Annotated in this window: 22 protein-coding genes; all 22 read right to left on the minus strand. The window is 61.4% G+C overall.

Annotated features, from left to right (window positions below):
* Positions 1-2: 2 nt before the first annotated feature.
* The 22 genes from TU73_RS08190 to fliH all read right to left on the minus strand — a co-directional run bounded on the left by TU73_RS08190 (position 3) and on the right by fliH (position 19189).
* Positions 3-377, minus strand: a complete 375-nt coding sequence (locus tag TU73_RS08190; protein ID WP_005790040.1) for a chemotaxis response regulator CheY — start codon at positions 375-377, stop codon at positions 3-5.
* Positions 378-543: 166 nt separating this feature from the next.
* The gene (fliA, locus tag TU73_RS08195; protein WP_046071802.1) at positions 544-1284 is read right to left on the minus strand and encodes an RNA polymerase sigma factor FliA; all 741 of its coding nucleotides are present in this window, start codon (positions 1282-1284) and stop codon (positions 544-546) included.
* The gene (gene fleN / locus TU73_RS08200) at positions 1281-2114 is read right to left on the minus strand and encodes a flagellar synthesis regulator FleN (RefSeq protein ID WP_003192912.1); all 834 of its coding nucleotides are present in this window, start codon (positions 2112-2114) and stop codon (positions 1281-1283) included. Before fleN ends, fliA begins: the two co-directional genes overlap by 4 nt.
* 105 nt (positions 2115-2219) lie before the next feature.
* On the minus strand, positions 2220-3536 hold the full coding sequence (flhF, locus tag TU73_RS08205) for a flagellar biosynthesis GTPase FlhF (RefSeq protein ID WP_057011777.1): 1317 nt from the start codon (positions 3534-3536) through the stop codon (positions 2220-2222).
* Between the two features lie 11 nt (positions 3537-3547).
* Positions 3548-5662, minus strand: a complete 2115-nt coding sequence (gene flhA, locus TU73_RS08210; RefSeq protein ID WP_057011778.1) for a flagellar biosynthesis protein FlhA — start codon at positions 5660-5662, stop codon at positions 3548-3550.
* A 617-nt stretch (positions 5663-6279) separates the two neighbouring features.
* Positions 6280-6483, minus strand: a complete 204-nt coding sequence (locus TU73_RS08220; RefSeq protein ID WP_057011928.1) for a cold-shock protein — start codon at positions 6481-6483, stop codon at positions 6280-6282.
* Positions 6484-6852: 369 nt separating this feature from the next.
* Entirely contained in the window at positions 6853-7029 is a 177-nt protein-coding gene (locus TU73_RS28930) for a cold-shock protein (protein ID WP_156421207.1), read from the minus strand.
* Positions 7030-7129: 100 nt separating this feature from the next.
* Positions 7130-8266, minus strand: a complete 1137-nt coding sequence (gene flhB, locus TU73_RS08225) for a flagellar biosynthesis protein FlhB (RefSeq protein ID WP_057011780.1) — start codon at positions 8264-8266, stop codon at positions 7130-7132.
* Between the two features lie 3 nt (positions 8267-8269).
* Entirely contained in the window at positions 8270-9055 is a 786-nt protein-coding gene (fliR, locus tag TU73_RS08230; protein WP_057011781.1) for a flagellar biosynthetic protein FliR, read from the minus strand.
* Between the two features lie 4 nt (positions 9056-9059).
* Positions 9060-9329, minus strand: a complete 270-nt coding sequence (gene fliQ, locus TU73_RS08235; protein ID WP_003175300.1) for a flagellar biosynthesis protein FliQ — start codon at positions 9327-9329, stop codon at positions 9060-9062.
* A gap of 18 nt (positions 9330-9347) precedes the next feature.
* Positions 9348-10091: a flagellar type III secretion system pore protein FliP gene (gene fliP / locus TU73_RS08240; protein WP_043049693.1), complete on the minus strand. Its 744-nt coding sequence runs from the start codon at positions 10089-10091 to the stop codon at positions 9348-9350.
* Positions 10091-10528, minus strand: coding sequence for a flagellar biosynthetic protein FliO (gene fliO, locus TU73_RS08245; protein WP_046071797.1), 438 nt, complete (start codon positions 10526-10528; stop codon positions 10091-10093). The genes fliP and fliO overlap by 1 nt, the downstream gene beginning before the upstream one ends.
* 1 nt (position 10529) lies before the next feature.
* Positions 10530-10997: a flagellar motor switch protein FliN gene (gene fliN, locus TU73_RS08250; RefSeq protein WP_043049691.1), complete on the minus strand. Its 468-nt coding sequence runs from the start codon at positions 10995-10997 to the stop codon at positions 10530-10532.
* Positions 10998-11039: 42 nt separating this feature from the next.
* Positions 11040-12008 carry a flagellar motor switch protein FliM gene (gene fliM / locus TU73_RS08255; protein ID WP_057011782.1) on the minus strand — a complete coding sequence of 323 codons (969 nt, stop codon included), beginning with the start codon at positions 12006-12008 and terminating at the stop codon, positions 11040-11042.
* 9 nt (positions 12009-12017) lie between these two features.
* Positions 12018-12521 (minus strand): flagellar basal body-associated protein FliL, encoded by a 504-nt coding sequence (gene fliL, locus TU73_RS08260; RefSeq protein WP_043049689.1) that lies wholly within the window; start codon positions 12519-12521, stop codon positions 12018-12020.
* A gap of 210 nt (positions 12522-12731) precedes the next feature.
* Positions 12732-14039 carry a flagellar hook-length control protein FliK gene (locus TU73_RS08265; protein ID WP_057011783.1) on the minus strand — a complete coding sequence of 436 codons (1308 nt, stop codon included), beginning with the start codon at positions 14037-14039 and terminating at the stop codon, positions 12732-12734.
* Between the two features lie 83 nt (positions 14040-14122).
* Positions 14123-14467, minus strand: a complete 345-nt coding sequence (locus tag TU73_RS08270) for an Hpt domain-containing protein (RefSeq protein WP_057011784.1) — start codon at positions 14465-14467, stop codon at positions 14123-14125.
* A 30-nt stretch (positions 14468-14497) separates the two neighbouring features.
* Positions 14498-16216, minus strand: coding sequence for a fused response regulator/phosphatase (locus tag TU73_RS08275; protein ID WP_057011785.1), 1719 nt, complete (start codon positions 16214-16216; stop codon positions 14498-14500).
* A complete protein-coding gene (locus tag TU73_RS08280; RefSeq protein ID WP_057011786.1) occupies positions 16213-16518 on the minus strand; it encodes an STAS domain-containing protein in 306 nt (101 codons plus the stop codon). The genes TU73_RS08275 and TU73_RS08280 overlap by 4 nt, the downstream gene beginning before the upstream one ends.
* A gap of 105 nt (positions 16519-16623) precedes the next feature.
* The gene (gene fliJ, locus TU73_RS08285; RefSeq protein WP_043049684.1) at positions 16624-17073 is read right to left on the minus strand and encodes a flagellar export protein FliJ; all 450 of its coding nucleotides are present in this window, start codon (positions 17071-17073) and stop codon (positions 16624-16626) included.
* Positions 17074-17076: 3 nt separating this feature from the next.
* Complete coding sequence (gene fliI / locus TU73_RS08290) at positions 17077-18435, minus strand: flagellar protein export ATPase FliI (protein WP_043049683.1); 1359 nt, start codon at positions 18433-18435, stop codon at positions 17077-17079.
* A complete protein-coding gene (fliH, locus tag TU73_RS08295) occupies positions 18425-19189 on the minus strand; it encodes a flagellar assembly protein FliH (protein ID WP_057011787.1) in 765 nt (254 codons plus the stop codon). Before fliH ends, fliI begins: the two co-directional genes overlap by 11 nt.
* Between the last annotated feature and the right edge of the window lie 9 nt (positions 19190-19198).

The following is a 19198-nucleotide window of genomic DNA, read 5'->3' on the forward strand; positions in this document are numbered from 1 at the left end:
CATCAATGACCGATGCGTTCGAAGATTTTTTCAATCTTCTCTTTCAAGGCCAGTGCAGTGAATGGCTTGACCACGTAGCCGTTGACCCCGGCTTGGGCGGCTTCGATGATCTGTTCACGCTTGGCTTCAGCGGTCACCATCAACACAGGCAGGCTGCGCAGTTTTTCATCGGCACGTACATGGCGCAGCAGATCGATACCGGTCATACCCGGCATGTTCCAGTCGGTTACCAGAAAATCGATGCTCCCGCTGTTGAGGATCGGAATCGCCGTGATGCCATCATCCGCCTCGACCGTGTTGGTGAACCCAAGGTCACGCAACAGGTTTTTTATGATCCGCCGCATCGTTGAGAAGTCATCAACGATGAGGATTTTCATGTTCTTGTCCAATTCGACCTCCAAGCAGTCTTAAACGCGCCCAGCACCTGGACGCGCCATTTCAATCAACAGGCGTTACACAAAAAGGACTGCCCAGGGCACCACGGCACGAGCCCGCGAACCTTGCGGCTTCGCGGTAGCGTCTGCAGTGTCCCCACACTGCCTGTCAGCGCGCGCGCCACTCTCCCAATCGCCCCCGCAAGCGGGCCGCGCACTGGCTATGCAACTGGCTGACACGCGATTCGCTGACCCCCAGCACCTCGCCAATTTCCTTGAGGTTCAGCTCTTCGTCGTAGTACAGCGCCAGTACCAGGCGCTCACGCTCCGGCAAATTGGCAATCGCGTCCGCCAACGCGCTCTGGAAACGTTCGTCTTCCAGGTCGCGGGACGGTTCGAGATGTGCACTCGCGCCGTCCTCGTGCAGCCCTTCGTGTTCGCCGTCCTGCAACAGGTCGTCGAAACTGAACAGGCGGCTGCCCAAGGTATCGTTCAAAATCCCGTAATAATCGTCGAGACTCAATTGGAGTTCGGCCGCAACTTCATGATCTTTAGCGTCACGACCGGTTTTTGCTTCAATTGCACGAATTGCATCACTGACCATGCGCGTATTGCGGTGTACCGAACGCGGCGCCCAATCCCCTTTACGCACTTCATCGAGCATCGCGCCACGGATGCGAATGCCCGCATACGTCTCGAAACTCGCACCCTTGCTCGCGTCGTATTTGGTCGACACTTCGAGCAGGCCGATCATGCCGGCCTGGATCAAGTCCTCGACCTGCACACTGGCCGGCAGGCGCGCCAACAGGTGATAGGCAATGCGCTTGACCAGGGGCGCGTAACGCTCGATCAATTCGCCCTGGCTGTCACGTGCCGACTTTTTGTAAAGGTTGTAGCCGCTGGATGTCATAGCACCGGTCCTGCGCTCGTCTGATGCACCAAACGCTCGACGAAAAATTCCAGATGCCCCCGGGGGTTGGCGGGCAATGGCCAGGTATCGACCTTCTGGGCAATGGCCTTGAACGCCAGTGCGCACTTGGAACGAGGGAACGCTTCATAGACCGCACGCTGCTTTTGCACGGCCTTGCGCACACACTCGTCATAGGGAACTGCGCCTACGTATTGTAAAGCCACATCGAGGAAGCGGTCCGTGACCTTGGTCAACTTGGCGAACAGGTTGCGCCCTTCCTGCGGGCTTTGGGCCATGTTGGCCAGCACGCGGAAGCGGTTCATGCCGTAGTCACGGTTAAGCAGTTTGATCAACGCGTAGGCATCGGTGATCGAAGTGGGTTCGTCGCACACCACCAGCAGCACTTCTTGCGCTGCGCGCACGAAGCTGACCACCGACTCGCCAATCCCGGCGGCGGTGTCGATCACCAGCACGTCGAGGTTGTCGCCGATATCGCTGAACGCCTGGATCAGCCCGGCATGCTGCGCGGGGCTCAGGTGCACCATGCTCTGGGTGCCCGAGGCCGCCGGCACGATGCGGATGCCACCGGGGCCCTGGAGCAGCACATCGCGCAGCTCACAGCGGCCCTCGATCACATCGGCAAGGGTATGTTTGGGTGTCAGCCCCAGCAGAACGTCCACGTTCGCCAAGCCCAGGTCAGCATCCAGCAGCATGACGCGACGGCCAAGCTCTGCCAGGGCCAGGGACAAATTCACTGACACGTTAGTTTTGCCGACGCCACCTTTGCCGCCGGTCACCGCGATCACCTGTACGGGATGCATGCTGCCCATTTTATTTCTTTACCTTGTCTTGCTTAGACGCAGGCTACATGGCTTGGCCGCGTGAATCGCTTGCAGGCCATCGATGTAGGTACATTTCACGGTGTTCATCCTGCCTTAACCGACCCGTTTAGCCGGGTGGTGGTAAAGGTCGGCGAACATATCGGCCATCGCTTCCTCGCTAGGCTCTTCTTGCATTTGCACACTCACGGCACGGCTGACCAACTGATGACGGCGCGGCAGATGCAGATCATCCGGGATCCGCGGCCCGTCGGTCAGGTAGGCGACCGGTAATTCATGGCTGATGGCCAGGCTCAACACTTCGCCCAGGCTCGCCGTTTCATCGAGCTTGGTGAGGATGCAACCGGCCAGGCCGCAACGCTTGTAACTGTGGTAAGCAGCGGTAAGAACCTGTTTCTGGCTGGTGGTTGCAAGCACCAGGTAATTTTTCGACTTGATGCCACGCCCGGCCAGGCTTTCGAGCTGCATGCGCAGCGCCGGGTCGCTGGCTTGCAGGCCGGCGGTATCGATCAGCACCACGCGCTTGCGCAGCAGCGGGTCGAGGGCATTGGCCAGGGACTGGCCCGGGTCGACGTGGGTCACCGGCACATTGAGGATGCGCCCCAGGGTCTTGAGCTGCTCCTGGGCGCCGATGCGGTAGCTGTCCATGCTCACCAGGGCGATATTCTGTGCGCCGTACTTGAGCACATACCGGGCGGCCAGCTTGGCCAGGGTGGTGGTCTTGCCCATGCCGGCGGGGCCGACCATGGCAATCACACCGCCCTCTTCCAGAGGTTCGATTTCCGGCGTAGCGATCATGCGTGCCAAGTGCGCCAGCAGCATGCGCCAGGCCTGGCGGGGTTCTTGGACTTCGGCGGTCAAGGCCAGCAAATCGCGGGACAACGGGCCGGACAGGCCGATACGTTGCAGGCGACGCCAGAGGTTGGCCTGTTGCGGCTTGCTGCCTTGCAGTTGCGTCCAGGCCAGCGAGCCCAGCTGCACTTCGAGCAATTCGCGCAGGCCGTTGAGTTCAAAGCGCATCGAATCGAACACACGTTGGTCGACAGCGGCGGCCGGAGCTGGCGCAGCTGGGCGCGGCGGCTCGACGAACGTCGGTTCTACCAGCGGCTCGGCGGCGGTCAATGGCAGGCCGGCGAACAATTGGCGATTGGTGCTGGCGTCGCTGTCGCCACGCATGCTCAGTTCAGCCTGGGCCGACACAATGCGCGAGGCCGTCTTGCGCAGCTCGTCTTCGAGTTCCATGTTCGGCACACGCGGGGCCAGGGCCTGGGGCGTGTAATCCAGCGCAGCGGTCAGCTCGACACCGCCGGCAATCCGACGGTTACCGATAATCGCGGCGTCGGCGCCCAGCTCATCACGGACCAGTTTCATGGCCTGACGCATATCGGCGGCGAAAAAACGCTTAACTTGCATAACCCACTACCTCAGCCATTGGGCCCTACTGTCGCGACGATAGTCACTTGCTTATTGTCAGGAATTTCCTGGTAAGCCAACACGTGCAAATTCGGTACAGCCAGGCGTCCAAACCGCGACAACATCGCCCGAACCGGGCCGGCCACCAAAAGAATGACCGGGTTGCCCTGCATTTCCTGGCGCTGCGCGGCGTCGATCAACGAACGCTGCAGCTTTTCAGCCATGCTTGGCTCCAGCAAAACACCTTCTTCCTGGCCCTGACCGGCCTTCTGAATACTATTGAGCAATATTTGTTCCAACCTTGGCTCCAAGGTGATAACAGGCAGCTCGGACTCAATGCCTACAATGCTTTGCACGATTGCACGGGACAATCCGACGCGCACCGCCGCCACCAGCGCGGCAGTATCTTGACTCTTGGCGGCATTATTGGCGATGGCCTCGGCAATGCTGCGAATGTCGCGCACCGGCACCTGTTCGGCCAGCAGCGCCTGCAACACCTTGAGCAATTGCGACAGCGTCAGCACGCCCGGCACCAGCTCTTCGGCCAGTTTCGGCGACGACTTGGCCAGCAAGCCCATCAGTTGCTGGACTTCCTCGTGGCCAATCAGCTCGTGGGAGTGTTTGTAAAGGATCTGGTTCAGGTGAGTAGCGACCACGGTGCTGGCGTCGACCACGGTGTAACCCAGGGACTGCGCCTGGCTGCGCTGGCTGACTTCGATCCACACCGCTTCCAGGCCAAAAGCCGGATCTTTGGCGGTGATGCCGTTGAGGGTACCGAACACCTGGCCGGGGTTGATCGCCAGTTCGCGGTCCGGGTAGATCTCGGCTTCGGCCAGGATCACGCCCATCAGGGTCAAGCGGTAGGCGCTGGGGGCCAGGTCGAGGTTGTCGCGGATATGCACGGTGGGCATCAAAAAGCCCAGGTCCTGGGACAGCTTCTTGCGCACGCCCTTGATCCGGGCCAGCAATTGCCCGCCCTGGTTGCGGTCCACCAGCGGGATCAGACGGTAGCCGACTTCCAGGCCGATCATGTCGATCGGGGTCACGTCGTCCCAGCCCAACTCCTTGGTTTCCTGGGTGCGGGCCGGGGATGGCAGCAGTTCCTGCTGACGTGCAACCTCCTGCAGGGCCTGGACCTTGACCTGGTTCTGTTTTTTCCAGAACAGGTAGGCACCGCCACCGGCCAAGGCGGCCATGGTCAGGAACGACACGTGGGGCATGCCCGGCACGATGCCCATGATCGCCATGATGCCCGCCGCCACGGCCAAGGCCTTGGGCGAAGCGAACATCTGCCGGCTGATCTGCTTGCCCATGTCTTCGGAGCCCGAAGCACGGGTCACCATGATGGCCGCCGCTGTGGATAACAACAGTGATGGCAATTGCGCCACTAAACCGTCACCGATGGTCAGCAAGGCGTAGACCTTGCCGGCATCGCCGAAGGTCATGCCGTGCTGGAAGATACCGACCGCCATGCCGCCGATCAGGTTAATAAACAGAATCAACAGGCCGGCAATGGCGTCACCGCGCACAAACTTGCTCGCACCGTCCATGGAGCCGTAGAACTCGGCCTCCTGGGCCACCTCCAGGCGGCGGGTCTTGGCCTGGTTCTGGTCGATCAGGCCGGCGTTGAGGTCGGCGTCGATGGCCATCTGCTTGCCGGGCATCGCATCGAGGGTAAAGCGTGCGCTCACCTCGGAAATCCGCCCGGCGCCCTTGGTCACCACCACGAAGTTGATGATCATCAGGATCGCGAACACCACGATACCGACCACGTAGTTACCGCCGATCACCACCTCACCGAAGGCCTGGATCACCTTACCGGCGGCGGCGTGGCCGTCCTGACCGTGGAGCATCACCACCCGCGTCGACGCCACGTTCAGCGCCAGGCGCAGCAGGGTCGCAATCAGCAGGATGGTGGGGAATACCGCGAAATCCAGCGGTCGCAGGGCGTACACGCAAACCAGCAGGACCACGACGGACAGGGCAATGTTGAAAGTGAAGAACACATCGAGCAGGAACGGCGGCATCGGCAACATCATCATTGCCAGCATCACCAGCAACAACAACGGCACACCCAGATTGCCCCGCGACAGATCAGTCAGGGTACCACGGGCCGTGTTGAGCATTTGAGAGCGATCTACCACCGGTATTCCTCGTGTCCTTGAAGCAAAGTTTTGACGCTGGAAGGCGACTTGAAGGCGGGGTTGCAAGAAGCCTTCCAACTTTTGCTTGAAGGGAATACCGGTGGTTATTTCTATTGGGGGGTTAACGACTAGGCTCGACTGATACGGCTGATACGGCCATCGCTATCGACGTCGTAATTCACCCTCTCCCCCACTTGGAGATCATGTAGCCTTGCGGCCTCAATCTCCGCTCTATACGCGGTCAACGACTCTCCACCTCCTTCCGGCTGAATTTGCGCATAGAGCTGCTGTTTATCGAACACGAGAACGGTGCCTCTTGCCATGATAACTCTCCTTGACTCATTCACGTTGCCGCACCCCTTGTGTGGCAACACACCACAATCAAAGCGCAGAATCGTCGGGCGAACTACTGTCAATATTGACAGGTAGCTGGTGGTTTCTGACGAATGGTGTAGGCATGACAGCAATCGGCTGAGCTTACTGGAGTGAGGACCAGATCAAATGTGGGCGGGACTTGCTCCTGATAGCGGTGCATCAGTTAACTATTCAGGGCCTGACACACTGCCATCGGGGCCAAGCCCCCTCCCACATTTGAGCCTTTAAAGAGGCCGTATATTCTCGGCCTGCTGACCTTTTTGTCCTTGTGTTATATCAAATTCCACTTTTTGGTTTTCTTCCAGACTTTTGAATCCACTCGACGCAATCGCCGAGTAATGGGCAAAAACATCCGGCCCCCCATCATCCGGGGTAATAAACCCAAAGCCCTTCTCCGCGTTAAACCACTTCACAGTACCCGTTGCCATTGCCTTTCTCCTTACACCTATAGACCCGCCTTGGCTGCTCGCGCTGATGGGAAGCGCATATACGCCCAAGGGTTTATTGATCATCTGAAACGTTATCTGCTCACCAATCGACAGTGCAGCCCAATGCCAATCGCTCCAATCGACGAATACGCATTCTTCCTCATCATCCAACGCAATCAACCACTCTCCGCGGGTCAACTCATAGGATTTGACAGTACCTGTAGCCAGCTTCAATACCGCTCTCCCCTGCATCCGGTTTACTACATGCGCGAAGTGCTTGATCTGTACTAAACAACGGCACGGGCCCTTTGGCTACTGTCAAAGTTGACAGGTAGACGCGAGCGGACGATGGGGGCTAGAACCGTCGGATCATGTATCCAGTGGTTTTTTCCGTTTGCGGGGTTTTCGTCGCTTGGGCGCGGCTGGCGGGATTTCAGCGTTCTTAGCGCCTTTTGACTCAACAGCAACCTCATTGCCATCACGGTCTCGGGCAATAAAGCCAATGCCCTTGACCGCATCGAACCATCTGACCGTGCCCTTATCCATCTGCGCCTCCCGAGGCGCACATGGCTGCGCGCCTCATCGCTGTATCAAACAGTGAAGGCGGCGTCATGGCTACTGTCAAAGTTGACAGGTCAGAGAGGCATCAAGTGTCGCGACGTAAATCCGGCGGGATCGGCAGGTCTTTGAGCGGATCGGGGCGCTTGCCCTTGCCGGCGCGGTATTGGCGGATTTGATAGACATACGCCAACACCTGCGCCACCGCCAGGTACAACCCGGCAGGAATTTCCTGGTCGAGGTCGGTGGAGTAGAAGATCGACCGCGCCAGCGCCGGGGATTCCAGCAGGAGGATGTCGTTGGCCACGGCGATTTCACGGATTTTCAGCGCGGTAAAGTCGCTGCCCTTGGCCAGCAACATCGGCGCGCCGCCCTTCTCGGGGTCGTACTTGAGGGCCACGGCGTAGTGAGTCGGGTTGGTGATGATTACGTCGGCGTCGGGCACCGAGGCCATCATCTTGCGCTGGGACATTTCCCGCTGCAGTTGGCGGATGCGTTGCTTGACCTCGGGGCGGCCTTCCTGGTCCTTGTGTTCGTCGCGCACTTCCTGCTTGGTCATCAGCAGTTTCTTGTGGCTTTCCCACAGCTGGATCGGCGCATCCACCGCGGCGATGAGGATCAGCCCCAGGGCCATCCACAAGGAACTCCAGCCCACCACTTGCACGCTGTGGATGATCGCTGACTCGAGTGGCTCATGGGCGATGCGCTGCAAGTCATCGATGTCGGACGACAGTACGGCCAGGGCCACGAACAGAATCAGGATGAATTTGGCCAGGGCCTTGAGCAGCTCCACCAGGGCCTTGGCGGAAAACATGCGCTTGAGCCCGGCGCCGGGGTTCATGCGGCTGAACTTGGGCGCCATGCTGCCGGCGGCGAACAACCAGCCGCCGAGCGCCACCGGGCCGATCAGCGCGGCGAGCAACAGGGTGATCAGGATCGGTTGCACCGCCAGGATCGCGATCTGGCCCGAATGCAGCAGGTACTGGCCCATGGCGCCGGGGCTGAGCAGCACCTCACGGGGCAGGCTGAAGTTGTGCTTCATCAGCTCCATCAGGTCCAGCGCCAGGCCGCCGCCGTAGATCAGCAAGGCACCGGCGCCGGCCATCATGGTGGCGAAGGTATTGAGCTCTTTGGAGCGTGCAATCTCGCCCTTTTCCCTGGAGTCCTTTTTACGTTTCTCCGTGGGGTCTTCTGTCTTGTCCTGACCACTCTCGCTCTCGGCCATGGCTCAGCGCGCCCGTGCCAGATCACGTAGGAACTGCAAGGCGTCGGTGGCCAGCGGTTGATACTGATTGAGAATGTCAGCCAGGCCGATCCAGAAAATCCCCATGCCCAACACCAGGGTCAAGGGGAAACCGATCGAAAAGATGTTCAGTTGCGGCGCCGCACGGGTCATCACGCCGAACGCAATGTTGACCACCAATAGCGCGGTGATCGCCGGCAGCACCAGCAGCAGCGAGGCGCCCAGCACCCAGCTGAGGCGTCCCACCAGCTCCCAGAAATGATTGACTACCAGCCCCGAGCCCACCGGCAAGGTGGTGAAGCTCTCGGTGAGCACTTCGAATGCCACCAGATGGCCGTTCATGGCCAGGAACAGCAAGGTCACCAGCATGGTCAGGAATTGCCCGATCACCGCCACCGACACACCGTTGGTGGGGTCGACCATCGAGGCGAAGCCCATGCCCATCTGGATCGAGATGATCTGCCCGGCGATCACGAACGCCTGGAAGAACAGTTGCAGGGAGAACCCCAGCAGCGCGCCGATCAGGATCTGCTCGGCAATCAGCAGCAAGGCACTGAGGTCCAGGGCGTTGACCGGCGGCATCGGCGGCAGGCCAGGGACGATCACCACTGTGATCGCCACGGCGAAATACAGGCGCACACGCTGCGGCACCAGGGTGGTACCGAACACCGGCATGCTCATCAGCACCGCCGCCACGCGAAACAGCGGCAGAATGAACGAAGCCACCCAGGTGCTGATCTGGGTGTCGGTGAGGGCCAGCAACGACTGCATCAGGTCAGCCGATCAGCTGCGGAATACTGCCGTACAGCTGCAGGATGTATTCCATAAAGGTTTGCACCAGCCACGGGCCGGCGACGATCAGGGTGACCAGCATCACCAGCAGGCGCGGCAGGAAGCTCAGGGTCTGTTCGTTGATCTGGGTCGCGGCCTGGAACATTGCCACCAACAGGCCGACCAACAGGCTCGGCACCACCAGCACGGCGACCATCATGGTGGTCAGCCACAGCGCTTCACGGAACAGGTCGACGGCGACTTCTGGGGTCATGCTGCTTCACCTAACAAATCACACGCCTCCGAAACTGCCGGCCAGGGTGCCGATAATCAGCGCCCAGCCGTCCACCAGCACAAACAACATGATCTTGAACGGCAGCGAGATGATCAACGGCGACAGCATCATCATACCCATGGCCATCAGCACGCTCGCCACCACCAGGTCGATGATCAGGAACGGGATAAAGATCATGAAACCGATCTGGAACGCAGTCTTCAATTCAGACGTGACGAACGCCGGCACCAGGATGGTCAGCGGCGCCTGGTCCGGGGTGGCGATGTCGGTGCGTTTGGACAGGCGCATGAACAGCTCAAGGTCGCTGGAGCGGGTTTGCGACAGCATGAAGTCCTTGATCGGGCCCTGGGCCTTGTCGATGGCGTCCTGGGCGTTGAGCTTTTCCGCGAGGTAAGGTTGCAGGGCTTGCTGGTTCACCTTGTCGAACACCGGCGCCATGATGAACAGCGTCAGGAACAAGGCCATGCCGGTGAGGATCTGGTTCGACGGCGTCTGCTGCAGGCCCAGGGCCTGACGCAGGATCGAGAAGACGATGATGATCCGCGTGAAGCTGGTCATCAGCATGACAAACGCCGGGATAAAGCTCAGCGCGGTCATGATCAGCAGGATCTGCAGGCTGACCGAATACTCCTGGGCACCGGCCGCGTTGGTGCCCAGGGTGATCGCCGGGATCGACAACGGGTCGGCCCCCAGGGCCATCGGCGCGGCCAGCAACAGCATGAGCGTCAAGAAAACGCGCATTACTTCTTATCCTTCTGATCCTTGCCCAGCAACTCCATCAGGCGCTGGGCGAATTCTGGCGTGGCCGGCTGGGACTGATCCACGTTCACCGGTGTCTTGAGTACATGCAGCGGGGTGATGCGGCCGGGAGTGATGCCGAGCAGGATCTGCTCCTCACCGACCTGCACCAGCACCAGGCGATCCCGTGGGCCGAGGGCGCGCGAGCCGACCAGCTCGATGACCTGGGCATTGCCCGGGCCGATGCCCTGCACGCGGCGCATCAGCCAGGCCAGCACGAATATCAAGCCGACCACCAGCAACAGGCCCAGCACCAGCTGGGTCAATTGCCCGCCGACGCCGCTGCCGACAACCGGCGCCGCAGCCGCCTGGGCAACCGGCTCCGCCGCCAGGGCGCTCAATGGCAGCGCCAGCAACAGTCCCGCCATCGAATACTTCATCTCAGCGCAACTTCTTGATGCGTTCGCTCGGGCTGATCACGTCCGTCAGGCGAATGCCGAACTTCTCGTTGACCACCACCACCTCGCCGTGGGCGATCAGGGTGCCGTTGACCAGCACGTCCAGAGGCTCACCGGCCAGGCGGTCCAGCTCGATCACCGAGCCCTGGTTGAGTTGCAGCAGGTTGCGGATGTTGATTTCGGTGCTGCCCACTTCCATGGAGATCGATACCGGGATGTCGAGGATCACATCCAGGTTCGGTCCATCGAGGGTCACCGGCTCGTTGTTCTTCGGCACGCTGCCGAATTCTTCCATCGCCAGGCGATTGCCAGCCGGTGCGGTGGCGGCGTCGGCGGCCAGCAGCGCGTCGATGTCGTCCTGGCCGACATCGCCGGTTTCTTCCAGGGCCGCAGCCCACTCGTCAGCCAGGGCCTGGTCTTCGGCGGAAGTGTTTTCGTGTTCGGTAGCCATTACATGTCCTCGGCGAAGCAAACATTCATAAATAGGGGTGCATCAGCGGCGGGTGATCGGCTCGACTACCTGCAGCGCCAGGTTGCCCTTGTGGGAACCGAGCTTGACCTTGAACGACGGCACGCCGTTGGCGCGCATGATCAGTTCTTCCGGCAACTCGACGGGGATGATGTCCCCAGGCTGCATGTGCAAAATATCCCGCAGGCGCAACTGGCGACGAGCCACGGTGGCGCTCAGGGGCACGTCGACGTCCAGCAGGTCTTCGCGCAGGGCCTTGACCCAGCGCTCGTCCTGGTCGTCGAGGTCGGACTGGAAGCCGGCGTCGAGCATCTCGCGCACCGGTTCGATCATCGAGTACGGCATGGTCACGTGCAGGTCACCGCCACCGCCATCGAGCTCGATGTGGAAGGTCGACACCACAATCGCCTCGCTGGGGCCGACGATGTTGGCCATGGCCGGGTTCACTTCCGAGTTGATGTACTCGAAGTTGACTTCCATGATCGCCTGCCAGGCTTCCTTCAAGTCGATGAAGGCCTGCTCCAGCACCATGCGCACCACCCGCAGTTCCGTGGGGGTGAACTCACGCCCTTCGATCTTGGCGTGACGGCCGTCGCCACCGAAGAAGTTGTCCACCAGCTTGAACACCAGCTTGGCGTCGAGGATGAACAGCGCGGTGCCGCGCAGCGGCTTGATCTTGACCAGGTTGAGGCTGGTGGGCACGTACAGCGAGTGCACGTATTCACCGAACTTCATCACCTGCACGCCGCCCACCGCCACGTCCGCCGAGCGGCGCAACATGTTGAACATGCTGATGCGGGTATAGCGGGCAAAGCGTTCGTTGATCATTTCCAGGGTCGGCATGCGTCCACGGACGATGCGATCCTGGCTGGTCAGGTCGTAACTTTTGACGCTGCCGGGTTCGGCAGACATTTCGGTCTGTACCAGACCATCGTCCACGCCGTGCAACAGCGCGTCGATTTCATCCTGGGACAGCAGGTCCTGCACGGCCATGTCGTGATCCTACTGCAATACGAAGTTAGTGAAGAGCGCCTGCTCGACCACGACTTTGCCGAGTTCTTTCTGGGCCACTTCCTGCACGCTGGCAGTGACCTTCTGACGCAGCATTTCCTGGCCGACCGGAGTGGCGAGGCTGTCGAAGGCCTGCCCGGAAAACAGCATCACCAGATTGTTACGGATCACCGGCATATGCACCTTGAGGGCATCCAGGTCCGCCTGGTTGCGCGCCAGCAAGGTAATGCTCACCTGCAGGTAGCGCTGACGACCGTTGACGTTGTAATTGGCAACAAACGCCGGAAGCATCTGTTCGAAGATTGCCGGTTGCTTGACGTTAGTGGCGGTTTCAGCGGCGGGCACCGGCTTGCTTGCACTGCTGTGCATGATGTACCAGGTGCCGCCAATCGAGGCACCGATGGCCAGGAGCAGGCCCAGCACAATCAACAGGATCAGCTTAAGCTTGCCTTTGCCTGCTGCGGGGGGAGTTGCTGCGTCGTCGCTCTTCGCCATGCCAATAATCCGTCACTATTCGGGGATTCATAGATCTACGGGAAGGCAAGAGCAAGTGTTATGCCAGAGTTGTCTTAGGCGAAGACAACCGAAATCAAATGTGGGAGCTGGCTTGCCTGCGATGGCGGTGGGTCAGTTCACATGTGTATCACTGATACACCGCCATCGCAGGCAAGCCAGCTCCCACACTGACCAGGTTTGGACAGGAAGTCAGGCGTAGTAGTCGACAGCGCTGGAGCCGATCACGCTCTGGCTCACGGGCGCTGCCACCTCGACCACGTCCACAGGGCCACCGGCGTCACCGCTGTCAGCACTCCTGCCGCTGCCACTGATGCCCCGCGCCTGGGCCTGCTGTTGCTGCTGCTCCTGGCCCCGTGACTGGTCGGACACGTTCACATCCACCTGCCCCATCCCCTGCTGGGCAAACATCTCACGCAAGCGCCCGGACTGGCTTTCCAGGGCTTCACGCACCACCGCATGGCCGCTCATGAAGCTGACCTGGGCCTGCTGGTCCGCCGTCATGTTGACCTTGATATCCAGGCGCCCCAGCTCGGCCGGCTGCAACTGGATCTCCGCCGACTTGAGGTTGGCGCTGGAGAGGTACATCACGCGGTTGACCACTTCTTCGGTCCAGCCGCTCTGGTGCATGGCCAGCGGCGCATTGGTGACCGGCGGCAAGGCATTCGCGGTTTTCGGCGTGGCGGCCTGGGTCAGCGCGGCCAGGCGATTGGCGAAATCATCCACGCGGGTGTCGCTGTTGGCGTTCTTGAGGTCCTTGAGGCCGTCATCGATCAACCCGCTGAAAGCATTGTCGCCACCCTGGTCGGTGCTGTCCTTGGTGGCTTGCTGGTCGACCATAGTAGCCAGGCCGGCGGCAAAGCTCTGCGCGGCGGTCGGTTGGTCCTGGATCGCCGTTTTCTGCGCCGCCTGGCTGCTGGCCGACACGTGACCGCCCTGCTCCATCGCCAGGCGCACGGCCGGCATCGCATCTAGGGGGTCAGCCTCCGGGTCGAAGGCCGTTGGCTTGGCTTCATCGGTCACGGCGACGGGCAGGGCCGCGTCCTCGGCGGCCACGGCGGGTGCCGAGGCTTGCACGGGCACAGGCACCGGCGTCACTGCAGCGATCACCGCCGGATCGACCACAGGGTCAACCGGGGGCTGTTGCGCCTGGGACGGGTCGGTGGCTTTGTCGCCGTCGCTGCCAGCGCTGTCGTCGGCCTTGGCGGGCGGCTTGGCAGGCAAGGAATTGCCGCTATCGGCAACCGCTGGTTTGCTGGCGGCAGGCGTGTCGCTGTCGGCAGCCGGTTTGGCGTTGGTATCAGCCGGCTTGTCACGTGTGACTTTGCCTGGGCTGTCGCCGGCCTTCGGCGCCGGCTTGGGACCTTGGTTGGCAAACACTTGAGCAAAGCCAGCGCCCTTGTCACGCGGGGCCGCAACCGCTGCCGCCGGGGTGGCGACAGGCGCTTGAGGCTTGGCCGCGGGGGCCGCCTGTAGAAGCGAATTGGGAGCGACTGGCATAAGTAAGGGTCTCCACTGCATGAAGGTCGGGGATGCAGCCCATGGAGATAGAGCAAGAGTCGGGCCAGGTTTAGCGCGACGATTCAGAAACTGAAGCGTTGGCGCTCCGACTCATACAGCGGCCGGACCAACGCGAACTCATGATCGATCTGGTCAACCAATTCGCCCAGATCCGATGATGGCTTGACGGACTCAGTCTCCAGCCGCTGACACAACTGCGCCAGCCGCACCGCCCCAAGATTGCCACTGCTGCCCTTGAAACTGTGCGCAATCCGCCCCAATGCCTTGGCATCGTCGCGCGCCTTGCGCAGCGCTTCGATGCGCTTTTGCGAGTCGTCGAGGAAGGTGTCGAGCAGTTTGGGATACTCACCCTCCATGACGTCCTGCAAACCCGACAACACGTCCGGGTCCAAATGAATATCAGCCACTTGCTCGCTCCTTGATCAAGAATCGGCGGATTATGCCAGAGCCTCCCAACAAAATTCCACGCAGACACTGCGCCCGCCATCAGACCAGCCTACGGCGCTGCTCAATTGACGCACCAGACTCAAGCCCCGGCCAGACAGACGGTCGGCGTCCACCGGCCGCGCCAATTCCTTCTCTATGTCAAAACCCGACCCGCTGTCTTCAACCCGCAAGGTCATAGTGCCGCCCTGGTCGGTCGGCGACACCTGTACATGCACGCGCACATAGCCACTATTCAAATGCGCCAGCCGCTCATTGCGCTGGCGATAATACTGCGCAAAACCCTGCGCATCGCGCTTGAGCGCTGAATCCAGGCCCAGCACGCCATGCTCCAGGGCATTGGAATACAACTCGGCCATCACGCTGTAGAGCGCCCCGCCCTGCTCGCGCAGGCCGTGGACCTCCAGCAGCAGTTGCAGCAAGTACGGCAGCGGGTTGTAGTTTTTGAGAGTCTGGGCGCGAAACTCGAAACTCACTGACCAGTCCAGCGGGCTCGACTGGCCGCTGTCGGCATACATCGGCTCCGCCACACGCAGCGGCGGAGCGGACAGCAAGGTGATCTCGACCATGCTCACATCGTCCCGCGCCTGGCCGCGAAATGCTGCCAGGGCCTGTTCGATATCCTCGAACAGGCGGTCGGGCTCGCGGTTGGCGGCGAACACCTGTTGCAAGCGGGCGGCACCAAACAGCTGGTCGTTGGCGTCAGCGGTATCCAGCACGCCATCGGAGAGCAGGAACACCCGGTCGCCCAAGGCCATGGGCCAGACCTCGGTGCTGTCATCGAACGCTTCCGCCGACAACACCCCCAAGGGCAGATGTCGCGATATCAACGGCGTGCGCCGGCCCGTGGCGACTTCATGCACATAGCCTTCGGGCATGCCGCCGTTCCACACCTCCACCGCACGCCGCTGGGCGCTCAGGCACAGCAAGGTGGCACAGCAGAACATGTCCACCGGCAGGATACGCTTGAGCTTGGCGTTCATCTCTCGCAACGTCTGGGTCAGGCCATAACCCTTGGCGGTCATGCCATAGAACACCTCGGCCAGGGGCATGGCGCCGATGGCAGCCGGCAGCCCATGGCCGGTGAAGTCGCCGAGCAACACATGCATGTCACCGGACGGTGTGTAGGCCGCCAGCAGCAAGTCACCGTTGAACAGCGCATAGGGCGATTGCAGGTAGCGGATATTCGGTGCGGCGTTGATACAACCGGAATGGGCAACCTTGTCGAACACCGCCTTGGCCGCCCGCTGCTCATGCAGCAGGTGTTCGTGGTGCCTGGCGATCAGGTCACGCTGTTGCAGGACCGTGGCCTGCAGGCGCCGCAGGCGGTCCATGGCGTTGATCTTCGCCGCCAGGATCAGTGGGTTGTAGGGTTTGGGCAGGAAGTCGTCGCCACCGGCATCCAGGCATTGGGCCAGGGCTTCGCTTTCACGCAATGAGGTGAGGAAGATGACCGGCACCAGCGCCTCCCCCGCCAGTTGCTTGATCTGCCGGGCGGCTTCGAAGCCATCCATCACCGGCATCAGCGCGTCCATCAACACCAGCTGCGGGCGCTCGTGGGCAAAGATCTCGACCGCCTCGACACCATTACTGGCAGTCAACACCTGGTGGCCCTGGCGACGAATGATGGTCGACAGCAACAGACGGTCGGCGGCGCTGTCTTCGGCGATCAGGATGGTCAGCGCCTCAAGGACCGGGGCCAGGGCGCTCAACTGATGTCGAACAGCTTGTCGAAGTTGGAGATGGCGAGGATCTTGCGCACATCGGAGTTGCTGTTGAGCACCTGGACCTCGGCCTCATCTCCGCCGGCGTGATCGCGTAGCAGCAGGAGCATGCCCAAGGCAGAGCTGTCCATATAGGTGGTCTCCTTGAGATCGACAATATAGATCTCGGGCACCTTATAGAAACGTTCGTAGGACTCACGAAACTGCTGGTGGCTGCCGAAATCGAATCGGCCCTTGATTGCGATCGTCAACTTCTTCCCATCCAGGGACACTTCTGACTCGATTGACATGTGACTGCTTCCTTGTCGTTGGCACTAGACACAAGGTGTAGCAGCTGAAGGGCATCTGAGCAACACGGTGGATCAACTGTGGAGCTGGCTTGCCTGCTCCCACACTTAGAACTGTTCGTGGCGGGGCAGGCGCTGGGACAATTCATCGAGCAGCTTTTGCTCGCGTTTGTCTTCGATGGCCCGGGCCTCGTCGATATAGCGCTGCACCAGCTTGCGCAATCCTTCCACACGGGCGAACGCCGCTTGCCAGGCCTCGCGGGCCTTGTCGAGGTTGTTCTGGTGCCAGGCCAGGCTCTGGCGCTGTTGGCCGACAGCCGTCTCAAGCTGGTTGAGAAAGCCCTGGTAACCCATCAGCCACTGGCCCGACACGCCCTTGCTGCCGCGTTCGATCCACTGTTGCTGGTATTCGACGCGAAAGCGCTCCAGGTCGCCCAGCTTGCTCTCCGCCAGGCGCACCTGACCCTGGAAATAACCCAGGCGCTGCACGGCGGCTTTTTCGGCCTTCTCGGCCATGTCCACCACCGGGGCCAGGCGGGCGGCGCGGCTGTTGGCCATGGCTTAGCCGCCCGGCGCGGGGGCGAAGATGGACTGCAGATGCGCCTGGCTTTCGGCCATGCTGATCTTGTCGTTGAGGCCCTGGCGCAGGTAGGTCACCAATTGCGGTTGCAAGGCGATGGCCAGGTCGGTGTCGCGGTCGCCACCGGCCACATAGGCACCGACGCTGATCAGGTCGCGGCTCTGCTGGTAGCGCGACCACAGCTGCTTGAACTGCTGGGCACGGGCCATATGCTCGGGCGTGACCACCGACGGCATGACCCGGCTGATGGACGCTTCGATGTCGATGGCCGGGTAGTGCCCCTCTTCCGCCAACCGCCGCGACAGCACGATATGCCCGTCGAGCACGCCCCGGGCGGAGTCAGCAATCGGGTCCTGCTGGTCGTCGCCTTCGGACAATACCGTATAGAACGCCGTGATCGAGCCACCGCCGGCCTCGGCATTACCGGCGCGTTCCACCAGTTTGGGCAACTTGGCGAATACCGACGGTGGGTAACCCTTGGTGGCCGGCGGTTCGCCGATGGCCAGGGCGATTTCCCGCTGGGCCTGGGCGAAACGCGTCAGCGAGTCCATCAGCAACAGGACATTTTTGCCCTTGTCGCGAAAATATTCAGCGATGCGGGTGCAGTACATGGCGGCGCGCAGGCGCATCAGCGGCGCATCGTCCGCAGGCGAGGCCACTACCACCGAACGCTTGAGCCCCTCTTCACCGAGGCTGTGCTCGATGAACTCCTTGACCTCACGCCCGCGCTCACCGATCAAGCCCACCACAATGATGTCGGCCTCGGTAAAGCGCGTCATCATGCCCAGCAACACCGACTTACCCACGCCGGTACCGGCGAACAGGCCCAGGCGCTGGCCGCGACCGACCGTCAATAAACCGTTGATGCTGCGAATGCCCACGTCGAGCGGCACGCTGATGGGGTTGCGCTTGAGCGGGTTGATGGTGGGCCCGTCCATGGGCACCCAGTCTTCGGCTTTCATGCCGCCCTTGCCATCCAGCGCGCGCCCGGCGCCGTCGAGCACGCGGCCGAGCATGCCCATGCCCATAGGCAGGCGGCCGGTATCGGCCAGCGGCACCACGCGGGCGCCGGGGGCGATGCCGGCGAGGCTGCCCACCGGCATGAGGAAAATCTTGCTGCCGGAAAAGCCCATTACTTCGGCTTCGACCTGCACCGGGTGGTAACTGTCGTCGTTGATCACCATGCAACGACTGCCCATGGCGGCGCGCAGCCCTTCGGCTTCGAGGGTCAGGCCGACCATGCGCAACAGGCGCCCTTCGAGAATCGGCTGACCGGGCAACTCGGTCGCCTCGGCGTAGCTGCCCAGGCGCTTGGCGAAACTGGTGCGATCAAGGCGCATCGGAGGCGTCCAGGTCAACGCTCAAGTCCGGCTCTGCCGGGTGCAGGGCTTGCTCATGCAGTTGGTCCAGCAATTTGGCCATGATCTGGCTGATGCGGGTTTCCACCGTGGCATCGATACGGCTGTGTTCGGTCTCGACGCGGCAACCACCGGGCAGCAACGCGGCATCCTCGACGATGCGCCAGGTTTCTTCATGGCGCTCGCGCAGGGCTTTGACCTGCTCGAAATCCTGCGGATTGATGTACAACCGCACATTGCCGACACCCAGGGGCAGCAGCTTGAGGGCTTCGCGCATCACGCTTTCGATCTGGCTGGAATCCAGCACCAGCTCGCGCTGGATCACCTGGCGGGTGATGTGCTGCACCAGGCCGACCATGGATTTTTCCAGTTGCGTGTCCTGTTCGGCAATCGGGTCGAACAGGTTGGCCATCAGGCGTTCCAGGCTGGCCACTTGGGTAGCCAGCGCCGCCTCGGCTTCCTGGCGGACCTTGAGGGTGGTGCTGCGAAAACCGTCTTTTTCACCCGCGGCAAAGCCTTCGTTGTAGGCCTCCTGGCGGATAGCCTCCAACTCGTCGAGGGTCAGTGGCTGGACTTCATCCAGCGGCACTTCTTCCATTTCCGCCGGCGCTTGCTCAACCGGTTCAGGCTCAGGCTGCGGCACATGGGGATCGAAGCTGGGCAGCGACCAGATGTCGAACCCACCGACATCCCGCGCGCGAATCAGATCGCTGGGCGTCTCATTTTTGTTCGACATGGGAGGCGC

Origin of the sequence: Pseudomonas libanensis (assembly GCF_001439685.1) — a bacterium.
GTDB lineage: Bacteria > Pseudomonadota > Gammaproteobacteria > Pseudomonadales > Pseudomonadaceae > Aquipseudomonas > Aquipseudomonas libanensis.

Coding starts and splice junctions, on each gene's coding strand:
- fliP (WP_043049693.1), bottom strand. CDS start 10,091: ATGCGCGTTTTCTTGACGCTCATGCTGTTGCTGGCCGCGCCGATGGCC.
- flhA (WP_057011778.1), bottom strand. CDS start 5,662: ATGCTCAACACGGCCCGTGGTACCCTGACTGATCTGTCGCGGGGCAAT.
- flhF (WP_057011777.1), bottom strand. CDS start 3,536: ATGCAAGTTAAGCGTTTTTTCGCCGCCGATATGCGTCAGGCCATGAAA.
- TU73_RS08265 (WP_057011783.1), bottom strand. CDS start 14,039: ATGCCAGTCGCTCCCAATTCGCTTCTACAGGCGGCCCCCGCGGCCAAG.
- fliJ (WP_043049684.1), bottom strand. CDS start 17,073: ATGGCCAACAGCCGCGCCGCCCGCCTGGCCCCGGTGGTGGACATGGCC.
- fliI (WP_043049683.1), bottom strand. CDS start 18,435: ATGCGCCTTGATCGCACCAGTTTCGCCAAGCGCCTGGGCAGCTACGCC.
- TU73_RS08190 (WP_005790040.1), bottom strand. CDS start 377: ATGAAAATCCTCATCGTTGATGACTTCTCAACGATGCGGCGGATCATA.
- TU73_RS28930 (WP_156421207.1), bottom strand. CDS start 7,029: ATGGATAAGGGCACGGTCAGATGGTTCGATGCGGTCAAGGGCATTGGC.
- fliO (WP_046071797.1), bottom strand. CDS start 10,528: ATGAAGTATTCGATGGCGGGACTGTTGCTGGCGCTGCCATTGAGCGCC.
- fliM (WP_057011782.1), bottom strand. CDS start 12,008: ATGGCCGTGCAGGACCTGCTGTCCCAGGATGAAATCGACGCGCTGTTG.
- fliR (WP_057011781.1), bottom strand. CDS start 9,055: ATGCAGTCGTTGCTGGCCCTCACCGACACCCAGATCAGCACCTGGGTG.
- TU73_RS08280 (WP_057011786.1), bottom strand. CDS start 16,518: ATGTCAATCGAGTCAGAAGTGTCCCTGGATGGGAAGAAGTTGACGATC.
- fliH (WP_057011787.1), bottom strand. CDS start 19,189: ATGTCGAACAAAAATGAGACGCCCAGCGATCTGATTCGCGCGCGGGAT.
- fliN (WP_043049691.1), bottom strand. CDS start 10,997: ATGGCTACCGAACACGAAAACACTTCCGCCGAAGACCAGGCCCTGGCT.
- fliA (WP_046071802.1), bottom strand. CDS start 1,284: ATGACATCCAGCGGCTACAACCTTTACAAAAAGTCGGCACGTGACAGC.
- flhB (WP_057011780.1), bottom strand. CDS start 8,266: ATGGCCGAGAGCGAGAGTGGTCAGGACAAGACAGAAGACCCCACGGAG.
- fliQ (WP_003175300.1), bottom strand. CDS start 9,329: ATGACCCCAGAAGTCGCCGTCGACCTGTTCCGTGAAGCGCTGTGGCTG.
- TU73_RS08220 (WP_057011928.1), bottom strand. CDS start 6,483: ATGGCAACGGGTACTGTGAAGTGGTTTAACGCGGAGAAGGGCTTTGGG.
- fleN (WP_003192912.1), bottom strand. CDS start 2,114: ATGGGCAGCATGCATCCCGTACAGGTGATCGCGGTGACCGGCGGCAAA.
- fliL (WP_043049689.1), bottom strand. CDS start 12,521: ATGGCGAAGAGCGACGACGCAGCAACTCCCCCCGCAGCAGGCAAAGGC.